The 11,550-nt window shown below is 69.3% G+C and carries 7 protein-coding genes; all 7 read left to right on the forward strand.

What is annotated here, in order from left to right; translation table 11 throughout:
- Window positions 1–72 precede the first annotated feature (72 nt).
- The 7 genes from Prubr_RS32520 to Prubr_RS32550 all read left to right on the forward strand — a co-directional run bounded on the left by Prubr_RS32520 (window position 73) and on the right by Prubr_RS32550 (window position 11,526).
- Window positions 73–942, forward strand: a complete 870-nt coding sequence (locus Prubr_RS32520; RefSeq protein WP_212819023.1) for a carbohydrate ABC transporter permease — start codon at window positions 73–75, stop codon at window positions 940–942.
- A gap of 32 nt (window positions 943–974) precedes the next feature.
- On the forward strand, window positions 975–2,597 hold the full coding sequence (locus Prubr_RS32525) for an extracellular solute-binding protein (RefSeq protein ID WP_212819025.1): 1,623 nt from the start codon (window positions 975–977) through the stop codon (window positions 2,595–2,597).
- Window positions 2,598–2,777: 180 nt separating this feature from the next.
- Window positions 2,778–6,272, forward strand: coding sequence for an alginate lyase family protein (locus Prubr_RS32530; RefSeq protein ID WP_212819027.1), 3,495 nt, complete (start codon window positions 2,778–2,780; stop codon window positions 6,270–6,272).
- A gap of 268 nt (window positions 6,273–6,540) precedes the next feature.
- Window positions 6,541–6,852, forward strand: coding sequence for an NAD(P)-dependent oxidoreductase (locus Prubr_RS32535; protein ID WP_212819029.1), 312 nt, complete (start codon window positions 6,541–6,543; stop codon window positions 6,850–6,852).
- 427 nt (window positions 6,853–7,279) lie between these two features.
- Window positions 7,280–8,320 (forward strand): LacI family DNA-binding transcriptional regulator, encoded by a 1,041-nt coding sequence (locus tag Prubr_RS32540; RefSeq protein ID WP_212819031.1) that lies wholly within the window; start codon window positions 7,280–7,282, stop codon window positions 8,318–8,320.
- Window positions 8,321–8,344: 24 nt separating this feature from the next.
- Window positions 8,345–10,558 carry a glycosyl hydrolase family 28-related protein gene (locus tag Prubr_RS32545; RefSeq protein WP_212819032.1) on the forward strand — a complete coding sequence of 738 codons (2,214 nt, stop codon included), beginning with the start codon at window positions 8,345–8,347 and terminating at the stop codon, window positions 10,556–10,558.
- Window positions 10,559–10,563: 5 nt separating this feature from the next.
- A complete protein-coding gene (locus tag Prubr_RS32550) occupies window positions 10,564–11,526 on the forward strand; it encodes a glycoside hydrolase family 26 protein (RefSeq protein WP_212819034.1) in 963 nt (320 codons plus the stop codon).
- Window positions 11,527–11,550 lie beyond the last annotated feature (24 nt).

Genomic DNA, 11,550 nt, shown 5'->3' on the forward strand with positions numbered 1-11,550 from the left:
GTCCGTGGCGCCCCCGCCGGCGGCGGGCGGCTGCGGCGGCCACGCTCGGGCCGTGGCCAGCGCCCGGCCTGGATGGGCGAGCCGAGCAGGCTGGGGATCGGTGCGCGGGGACTCGTGCTCGGCCTTGGCTGCCTGGCGGTGGTGGTTCCGTTCTGGGCCGTACTGATGACCAGCATCGCCTCCCCGGAGGAGATCAGCAGGGCGGGCGGCTTCGTGCTGTGGACGCGCGAACCGACGCTGGACGCCTACCGGGCCGTCCTGTCCGGCGGAATCGTCACCCGTGCCCTGATGGTGAGCGCCGGCATCACCGCGGTCGGCACGGCACTCAGCCTCGTCGCCACGATCGCTCTGGCGTACGCGCTGTCGCGGCCAGGTTCGTTGCTGCACAAGCCGATCCTGCTGATGACGGTGTTCACTTTGCTGTTCAACCCGGGCATCATCCCGATGTACCTCACGGTCAAGCAGCTGGGCCTTCTGGACAACTACCTGGCACTGATCCTGCCGGTGATGCTGAACGCGTTCAACGTCATCGTCATGCGCGCGTTCTTCCTGGGAATCCCCGGCGAGCTGTTGGAAAGCGCCTTTATGGACGGTGCCGGGGAGGTGCGCATCCTGCTGCGGATCGTGCTGCCGCTGTCGAAGGCGGTCGTCGCCGTGATCGGACTGTTCTACGCGGTGGCGTACTGGAACGCGTTCTTCTCCGCGATGTTGTACCTGCAGTCGCCGGAAAAGTGGCCGCTGCAACTGGTGCTGCGCACCTACGTCGTCAACGACACCCCGATCGGATCCGATCAGCTCAGCTCCAGCCTGGAGAGTCTGCCACCGCAGATCTCGGTGCAGATGGCGATCCTTGTCATCTCCATCCTGCCCATCCTGCTCATCTACCCGTTCATTCAGAAGCACTTCGCGAAGGGACTGATGGTCGGCGCCGTCAAGGGCTGACCGGTCGTCCACACAATGTGGAAGGAGACGTCATGGCACCTACCCTTAGCCGCCGTCGCGTCCTGGCACTCGGCGCGGCAGCGGGGCTCGGCCCGCTGCTCGGGGCGTGCGGCGACGGCGGGTCGAGCTCGTCGAACGGCTCGACCGGGCCGCTCAAGCTGCCCACCTACAAGCCCGTCACCGCGGCCACGCCCGACCTGGCGGCCGAGCCGGCCGGGGTGTCGCCGGGATACTTCACCTACCCGACCGCCTCCAGCGCCGCGTCGCAGCCGGTGCAGGGCGAGGCCGTCACGGCGCTGACGTACACGTACGACCCGATCGCCCCCGCGCTCGGCTCGAACCCCTACTGGCAGAACCTCAACGACAAACTCGGCACCGAGCTGAAGATCACGTACGTCGCGTCGGCGGACTACAAGAGCAAGGTCGCCACCACCATCGCCGGTGGCGACCTGCCGGACATGGTCGCTATCCAGGGCGTCGTCCAACAGATGCCGGCCATGCTGAAGGCGACATTCACCGATCTGACCGAGTACCTGTCCGGGGACGCGGTCCTTGCCTACCCGAACCTCGCCGGCCTGCCCACCGATGCCTGGCGCGGCGCCGTCTACGACCAACGGATCTGGGGCATCCCGGTGCCGCGGGCACGGATCGGCACCGTGCTATACACCAGGGCCGACCTGCTTGCCAAGGCCGGACTGAGCCTCCAACCCACGTCATGGGACGAGTTCAAGCAGATGGCGGCCGCGTTGACCGACGAGCGGGCCGGCCGTTGGGCGTTCGGGCAGATCCCGTTCAACACGATCCTGGAGATGAACGGGATCACCGGCAACTGGCCCGGCGGCGCCGGCGCCTGGCAGGCCAAGGACGGCGTCTTCACCCACACCGGGACCACACCGCAGTTCACGCAGGCCCTCCAGGACACCGTCGAACTGGTGAAGTCCGGGGTGATACATCCCGACCAGGCGGGCGCGCCCAACACCAAGCGCAACCAGTGGATGCTGGCCGGCACGACCTCCTTCAGCGTCGGCCTGTACGCCGGGTGGGGCAAGTTCTACGGCCAGGCCAAGGACGTGCCCGGCTTCCGCCTGACCGGCATGCTCTCGCCCACCCGGGACGGCACGGGGACGCAGGTACGCACGCCCGGTCCGACGCTGTCCAGCTTCACCGCCATCGCCAAGACCGACGACGCCGACCGGATCAAGCAGATCCTCAAGGTCCTCGACTGGTTGTGCTCACCCTTCGGCAGCAGCGAGTACCTGGCCCTGCGGTACGGCGTCGAGGGCCAGACGTTCAACCGCAACGGCTCCGACCCGACCCTCACCGAGGGCGGGCGCAGCCAGACATTCCTGCCCGTGCGATACCTCGCCGAGGCATCGCCCGCCATCTACGAGCCCGGTAACCGCCAGGCCGTGCAGGACCAGTACGACCACCAGGTCGCCGGCGTCCCCCTTGCCGTCCCGGACCCGACCCTCGGGCTGTATTCGGAGACCGCCGCCAGCAAGGCGGCCAGCGCGCAGCAGGAACTGGACTCGGTCCTGCTGGAGATCCAACTGGGCAACAAACCCGTCTCGGCGTGGCAGCCGGCCATCAAGCAGTTCATGGACCGGGTGGGCAACAAGATCAAGGCGGAGTACGAGGAGCAGGCGGGTCGCTGACGAGCCGGACACGGCGGCCGGTCCGGCGACCCCGTTCGGTTCGGCCGCCGAGCCGTGAAGTGCACCCATCCAGGTTGAGCAACACCAGCCGGGCCGCGAACTGCGCGGACTGTTTTCAGCGCTCCCGGGCGCGGTCGAAGGACTCAGCCAACACTCTCACGGGTAAGGGAGAAGACCGTAGTGAGACGAAGCTATTTTCCCTGGTACACGCATCGCCGGGCCCGTGCGGGTGCCGCTGCGGCGCTCGTGCTGGCTCTGGTGGCGACGGTCCTGTCGCCGGGCAGGGCCGCCGCGGCCGACATGTCGGATTTCGGCGAACTACTCGACCTGACGCGTCCGGAACTCGCCGCGGTGGCGGCAGAGCTCGCCGCCGGTGATGAAGCGGGCGCCGCGGGCGAGCTCAAGGTGTTCTACGCGGGCCGCACCGACGTTCATTACCTGCCTCCGAGCGCGGACGGGGGCGGCGGCGACGCGAGCGCCGATGAGCTCGCGGCGGGGATCTTCCGGTTCGGCGCCGAGACCCGCGACTTCTACAACGACGCCGCGCAGCGGATCGACGTCAACTGGCAGGACGCCTGGGGTGGGACGCAGACCACCCCGGGCGGCGCGCAGACATTGATGAGTGACCTCGCGTTCATGCCCAGACTGATCAGCGCTTACGCGTTCGAGAGTGACCCGGTAAAGCGTGCGGCGTACGCGGCGGCGTGGATGGACATCTCGCTCGACTTCTTCGCCGACGTTCAGAGCTGGCCACAGGGCCGCAACCTGTCGGCCGCCAAGCGGCTTGCGCAGCTGATCAGTGCGTTTGCAGTGTTCCGGACCGACCCGGGCATCGACGCGAATGACCTCGTGGCGTACCTGTCGGGCGTGCACGCCACGGCGAATTACCTCGTCGGCGTGATGCAGATACATGTCGGGAACAACTGGTACGTGTCCATGGCCCGCTCGGTCTACGCGGCAGCCGTGTTTCTGCCCGAGTTCTCGGCATCGCCCGGCTGGGAGTGGTTCGCGGTGCGCTCGTTCGAGCGGTTCCTGCGCGCGCACGTGAAAGGCGACGGTGTGTACCGCGAGCCGGCGTTCAACTATCAGGCATACGTGGCGGATCTGCTCAACACCGTCTTCAGACTGGCGGATGCCAACGGACGGACCCTTCCTGATTCGATCGTCCAGACGGCGGACTGGATCGCGGACGCGCTGTTCGCGACCCGTCAGCCGAATCTTGAGGTCGCGATGGTGGGCGACTCGCCGAACGCCGATGCCGGTACGGCCGCCATCGGCAGAACCGGTGCACGCAACTCCTGGCCCGACTTCACCTGGGTCGCCTCCGGTCGAACGGAGGGGACCGCCCCGAAGCTGCCGTCCACGGTGTTTCCGATCAGCTTCGCGGTACAGCGTTCCGGGTGGGACGCCGACGCGCGGTACATGCTGATCAACAACCAGAATTCCAGCTACACCGCCTCGCATCGGCATCCGGACGACCTCAGCCTGGTGATGGCGGCGTACGGCCGCCCGCTGATCGTCGACTCCGGAGTGGGGGACTACAGCGCGACTCCGACGAACGACTGGATGCGCCGCACCACCGAGGCGCACAACACCATCGAGGTCGACGGACGCGCGCAGACCGCCGGCGTCCCCCGCACGACGTCGCTGTGGCGCTCGAACGCGGGCCTCGACATCTACCGCGGTACGACGGAGGGCTACCGGCCAATCGTGCACGATCGCGCCGTCTACTTCGTCAAGCCCGGCTACTGGATCGTCTCCGACGACCTCACCGGTGCCACCGCCGCGCACGATTACCGGCAGCTCTGGCACTTCCCCGGTGATCCGGTCACCGTCAACCCGACTACGAAGGTCGCCACGGTCGGCTTCGACACCGTGCCCGGAGCCGCACCGGTTGCCGGCGTGCAGCTCGTCCCGGTCGCCCCGGCCGGCGCCGCGCTCACCCCCACCGTCCACGAGGACGGCGCCGTGCGCGTCGGCGATCAGGTACTCACGGACGTCGACTACCTGTCGTACGACTGGCGCGCCACCGGGTCGACGGGACTGGACACGGTGGTGGTTCCCGGCCGGGCCGGCGCGGCGCCCGGGGTGACGGCGAGGCGCATCGCTATGCCCGGGGTGGGTCACTCCGTGGCGACCGCGATGGAAATCGGCCTGCCGGACGCGACCGGACGCTTCTACCTCTCGCGGGAGGCGAATCCCTCGTCGAGGGCGTTCGGAACCGCCACGACCAACGCCGAGACCGCTTACCTCGAGCGTGCTTCGGGCGGCGGGCTCACCCGGTACGCGTTGACCCGCGGGTCGTCGCTGGTCGACCACGGCGCCACCGTTGTCGCCGCATCCGCGCCGGTGTCCGACGTCAGTGTGGAACTGCGAGGCGCGACCGCCCAGATCTCGCTTGGGGACCCGTTCACCGGCACGCTCTCCATCTACGCGCCCAACGTCAACGCGGTGCGGGTTAACGAGACCCCGACCGCGTTCACCCGCACGGGCGACCTCATCACCGTGTCGCTCCAGGCGTCGTTCTCCCCGACACCCGTGCTCGACGACGAGTTCACCGATGCCAGCCTGGACCGCACCGTCCACGACTTCAACGGATCCTTCGACGGCTGGACGCCGGTGCAGGGAACCTGGGCGCTGACCGGCGCCGGGCCGGACACGCAGTTGGCACAGACCTCGACCGCGGACATTATGTCGTTCGCGGCGCTGCAGGATGTACCGGATGACGTGGTCATGGCCGCGGACATCGTTCCTGGGGTACGCGGCCAGACGACGGCCCGTACCGGTCTCGCGTTCCGCTACCACGATTCCCGAAACTACTATCGGGCCAATGTACTCAACTCCTCGTCGGGTGCGACGCTGCAGCTCGTGAAGATATACAACGCGACGACCACGATTCTCGCGGAGACCGCACTGCCCGTCGGCGCCAACACCCCGCACAAGCTGGTCGTTTCCGCGATCGGGAAGCATCTGACGGCCAAGGTCGGCGACACGTCGATCTCCGCGGACGACTCACAGCTGCCGACGGGTGGTGCCGCCGCCTTCACGCATCGGCGGGCCGCGGCCTTCGACAACATCGTGATCAGGGAAGGGATCGATCAGGCCAATTGGCGAGCAATAACCGGGTCCGTGTCCGTCGCCTCGGGTCAGTTGCACCTCACGCCTCCTGCCGGCGGCAGGGCGCACGTCCTGGCCGACTCGACACTGCCGTCGCGCTTCTCCGAGGCGTGCGACTATGTCGCGGAGACCACGGTCACGATCAACGGATCCGTCGGTAACGCGGGAATCTCGCTGCGAGACACCACGGACTCGTACGGGTACCGGATCCACGTTGGCAAGACGAGCCAAGGAACCCGGTACGCGAGTATCATCCGCGAGGCGCACGCGTCGGGTCCGGTCACGGTGGGCACGGCATCGATCAGCAACCCGTTGACAGGCCCCGTTCGACTGGGTGCCGTGATTCACGGCGACCGCATCACCGTGACGTTGAACGGCGTTGAGGTCCTGAAGGCTCGCGACACCGTTGTCCGCAGCGGCGGCGTCGGGCTTTACGCATCCACGCAGAGCACCTTCGAGAACATCACTGTCGCTCAGTCCTGCCAGCGGGAACGCCTCCGGCCAAACGCGCCCGGCGCCGGCAACCGCCCGGACCGCAACGACGGAGCTGGCGGGTAGCGGCGTCGCCGGCGGCGCGACCGCTGCGGCTGGGTGAGCCGCAGCCCCGTCGCGCTCGACTCGATCGCCGGCTGTTTCTGCGCAGAAACACGAGGGTTGGTGCGCCGCTCACACATACGGCGGCGCACCAACCCGTGGTGCCGGCCCGCCGGCGATGACTCGTGTCGATACTTCCGGGTCTCTCCCCACTCGGCGTGGCCCCCGCCTGGACCGCACTCTGCTCTCCCACGCGACCAGGCTCCGTGCGGTCTTCTACGGCGGTGGATCGGTGCGGCCGATCGTCACCGACGAGTTCTGGGCCGCCGGCATCCAGATCGTGTCGGCCGCCGCCGCCAACGCGGTGCCAGTCGCCGAGTTCACATTCGCGCAGGTGACGCTGGCGCTCAAGCACGCCCACCGCTTCGAACGCGCGGTACGCCGACTCGGCCGGTTCCCCTCCCAGCCGGCGGCGCCCGGCACGTTCGGCTCGACGGTCGGCATACTGTCGCTCGGCCTGATCGGCCGCCTGGTGGCCCAACGGCTGTCCACACTCGACGTTCGAGTGCTTGCCGCCGACCCGTACTCGGTCGGCTGGTGGTAGACGAGGTCGGTCGCTTCGTCGCGGGCCAGCCGCTGCTACATCAGGTCCGCGCTGCCGATACGGCGCTTCGCGCATGACCGTTCGCCGTCGGCGTACCCGGTCGATTCCTGACGGTAGTTAACCTCCATGAGCCTGGTGGCTGCGTCGACGGTCTCCCGTCGAGTGGTTGGTGGTGGTCACGCAGCGTGTGGCGAGCGGGTGCGGGGGCGTCCGGTGCGATGCGGGATGCGGATGCCGGCCATCCGGGGTGCGAAGCCGGTCCGGTCGTGACGCCTCACCCCCATGGCCATCTGGTTATACGCATGATCAGGCCGACTTCGGTTCGTAACACTCTTGACATAGGTCCTGTCATGCCACAAGATCACTCCACCGCCTCGCCTGCCCCGATCGGCAGGCCCGAGTAGTTATACGCATAACAAGGAGCCTCATGGGAGCGGGTCGAGCAACCCAGGCCGACGTGGCACGCCTGGCCGGCGTGAGCCAGGCGACCGTCTCGCTGGTACTCAAAGGCGACGGCAACCGCGTCGGCGACGACACCCGCCGACGGGTGCTCGACGCGATCAGCAAGACGAACTACTCGGCCAACCCGGTCGCGCAGCGCCTCGCCGGCGGCCGCAACCAGATCGTCGGCGTGTTCACCTACGAACCGGTCTTCCCCCGTGGCGGCGGCGACTTCTACCACCCGTTCCTCATCGGCATCGAAGGCGAAGCCGAGCAGTGGGGATGCGACCTGCTGCTGTTCACCAGCGCCCAGGTCGAGCACGGCCGCCGCCGGCTCTCCGGCAAGGCCCGCGCCCATCTCGGCATCACCGACGGCTGCCTGCTGCTCGGCCACAGCGAGGACAAGCAGGAACTCGTCCATCTCCTCGACGACGGCCTCCCGTTCGTCTTCGTCGGCCGCCGCGAACTGCCCGGCGGCGCGGACCTGCCGTACGTCGGCGCCGACTACGTGCGGGCCACGCACGACGTCGTACGCCTGTTCCTCGACCGGGGCCACGAGCGGATCGGCTTCGTCGGCGAACTCAGCGACCGCGAGTCGATCCTCGACCGGCTCACCGGCTACCGGGCCGCGATGCGCGACGCCGGCCTGCGCCCCACCTCCTTCGACCCGGCCGACCTCACACCCGACGAGATCCTCGACGTGGTGCTCGACAACCGCCTGACCGGCCTCGTACTCGCCGAGGCACACCGCGCGGACGGCATCCGCGCCGCCGCCGGCCGGCGCGGGCTCACCGTGCCGGCGGACCTGTCGATCGCCATCCTCGGCCAGCCCGAGGTGGCGGTCGACGGCGCCGCGAACAGCGGCCTGGACTGGTCCGGCTTCCGCATCCCGCGCGAGGAGCTGGGCGCGCGCGCACTTCGACTGCTGATCGAACTCATCGAGGGCCGCGGCGACACCGATCGCCACCGGCTGCTCCCCTGCCTCATCGCACCCGGGCAGACCGTCTCCGCCCCACCCCCGAACTGACCGCCGCGAAAGGAACCGTTGACAGTGGACAACTCTCCCCGATTGTCCCGGCGGCGCCTGGTCGCCGCCGGTGTCGGCCTCGCCGCCACGCCCCTGCTTCCCGGCATCGCCTGGGCGGACCCCGGCTCCACCGCAGCCGCCCCCACCGCCGGCTGGGACCCGACCGTGTTCGGATCCACCATCACCGCCGCCCCGCACGACCCCACCGCGGTCGTGCTCGGCTCCCCCGGATTCGAGACCCACGCCGACGGCGTCGGCGACGACACGCAGGCGGTGCAGGCCGCCATCGACGAGGCGTCGCGCCGCGGCATCGCCAACAAACTCGGCGACATCCTCGGCGGCGCGCGGAACTTCCCGCACGGCGACGGCGGCGGCGTCGTCCTCGTGCCGGAGGGCACCTACCGGCTCTCCGCCCCGGTCAACGTCTACGACTCCGTACGCGTCGTCGGCGTCGGCGCCCGGCGCCCGCTGTTCCTCCTGGGTGCACACACCCCCGGGTACGCCACCGGAGCGATCAGGGACATCTTCGCCTTCCGCCGCCGCCCGGTCGGCGGCCCGATCGCGTACGCGAACAACGACACGTTCGGCTCCGCACTGGTGAACGTCGACATCCGCATCGGGCCGGGCAACACCGACGCGATCGCCGTACGGTTCGGCGGCGCGCAACTGTGCCTGCTGCAGGACATGGACATCGACGTCGGCGACGGCCACACCGGCATCGACCACAACGCGAACATCATCCAGCGGGTCCGGGTGACCGGCGGCGAGATCGGCCTGCACGCCTACGCGGCCTCGGCCGGCTGGCAGACCACCCTGCTGGACTGCCGGTTCACCGGGCAGCGCCGCGCGGCCGTGGTGATGTTCAACGACGCCAAGCTCGTCGTGGTCCGCACCGCCTTCACCGACGCGCCCCGGGCGTTCGAGAGCGCGCAGGGGCAGTGGCAGCACCTCTACATCCAGGACTCCCACTTCCAGGACGTCCGCGACGTGGCGGTCGTCCTCAACGACAGCGGCACCATCCCCGGCGCCGACAACGACCTGATCCGGTACAGCAACCAGCTGACGCTGCTCGACTGCACCGCCGCCGGCACCCGCGACCTGCTCCTGCTCGCCCAGAGCGGCCACCGCACGAGTACGCGGTCGGCGTCGACCCGCATCCGGGAGCTGACGTACGGGCTGCGCGTGGAGCGGGCGTTGAGCCGGCACGAGAAGCGTTCCGACGACGTACACGCCGACCTCGCCGGGGCCGCGCCCGCGGCCCAGGTGCGACGCACGCTGCAGACCGACGTGCCGGCCCTGCCGCCGACCCGCACCTGGGTCAGCGTCGCCGACGTCGCCGCCGAGATGGGACGCAGCATCGGTACCGGCGCCGACGACCTCGCGGTCTTCCAGGCCGCCGTCGACCGCCACGACACCGTCTTCGTCCCGATCGGCAGCTACCTGTTCAGCGACACGCTGCAGCTGCGCCGGACGTCGAACCTGATCGGCCTGCATCCCCGGCAGACCTGGCTGCTGGCCGCCGACGGCCACCCGAACTTCGGCGACCCGGACCGGCCACGCCCCCTGGTCGCGACACCCCGCGGCGGCCGCAACATCGTGACCGGCATCGGCCTGGACACCGCACAGCAGACCGCCGGCTCGGTGAACCTGCTGTGGCAGTCCGGAACCGGCTCCTTCCTGGCCGACGTCACGACACAGTTCGTCAAGTGGCACCCGGCCGACGTCGCGTCCGGCGACCCCGGCTACACCTACCGGGGTGCGCACAAGTACGGCATCTGGGTCCGCGGCGGTGGTGGCGTGCTCGCCAACGTCTGGAGCGTCAACGGCTGGGCCGACAACGGACTCCTCGTCGAGGACACCAGGGTGCCGACCCGGGTGTACGAGGTCTCCGTCGAGCATCACGAGACCCGCGAGGTGGTGCTGCGCGACGTGTCCGGGTGGCAGTTCCTCGGCCTGCAGACCGAGGACCACCTGTACGGGTGGCGGTCGCAGGCGGTCGAGATCGAGGACTCCAGCGACCTGCTGTTCGCCAACTCGGTGCTGTTCCGGGTGGCGACCGTCCTCGGCCCGCACCCGTACGGCGTCAGCGTCCGGAACAGCAGGCGGATCGAACTGCGCGGCAACCGTGGCTACCGGGACAAGACCCCGGAGTTCACGCAGTGGGGGGTGGCGGTCACCGACCACGAAACCGGGCGTTCGGTGCCCGAACTCGAGTTCACGCTGATCGAGATCCGGTGACCGCCATGATCAGTCGTCGTGGTCTGCTCACCCTCGCCGGAGGTGCCGCCGTCGGGGCGTACGCGGGCACTGCCCGCCCGGCGGTGGCGGGGACGGCCACCCCGCTCGCCGCCGACCTCGTCCCCGCCTCCGGCGCCCACTTCGGCGCCTACGTGTACGCCGGCAACGACACCGGCGTGTCCCAGCCGGAGGCACTGGAGTCGAAGATCGGCCACGGGTTGCGGATCAACCACAGCTTCCAGCACGCGGGTACCGGGGCGCCGCTGACCCGCATCCAGCAGGACATCGCCGCCGGGCGCATCCCGATGATCTCCTGGGGCGCCGGCACCGAGGCCCGGCTGCGCCAGATCGTCGACGGCGTGCACGACGCCGAGATCGAACAGCAGGCCCAGCTTCTGGCGGGCCTCGACGCCGCCGTGTTCCTGCGCTTCACCTGGGAGTTCGACCTGCGCTACACCGACACGGCACTGTTTCGGGACACCTGGCGGTACGTGCACGGGAAGTTCGCGCAGGCGCCGAACGTGGCGTTCGTGTGGTGTCCGACGTGGCGGGCGTACCGGGAGACGTTCAAGGCCGAGCCGTTCTATCCCGGCGACGACCACGTCGACTGGATCGCCGCGGACGGCTACGCCCGACCGAAGCCCGACAAGCCCGACTACGACTACCGGCCCTTCGACCTGATGTTCGACACCGCGCACGCCTTCGCCGTCGCGCACGGCAAACCGTTCATGGTCGGCGAGACCGGTGTGCACCGCGACGACGTGGCCCCGGTCCAGGCCGCGTGGCTCGACACCACCCGGGCTGTGATCAAGAGCGACTACCCGAACCTGAAGGCGTTCCTCTATTTCCACCGCGACGGCGACGACGTCGACAACCGTTGGCGCGTCACCGTCCCCGACGGCGGACCCGCGCAGCTCGCCTTCGCCGGCTTCGCCGCCGACCCCTACTTCAACCCGCCAGGACCGTGACACCGGACCGTCGTGCCGGTGGTC

This window comes from Polymorphospora rubra, assembly GCF_018324255.1.
Taxonomy (GTDB): domain Bacteria; phylum Actinomycetota; class Actinomycetes; order Mycobacteriales; family Micromonosporaceae; genus Polymorphospora; species Polymorphospora rubra.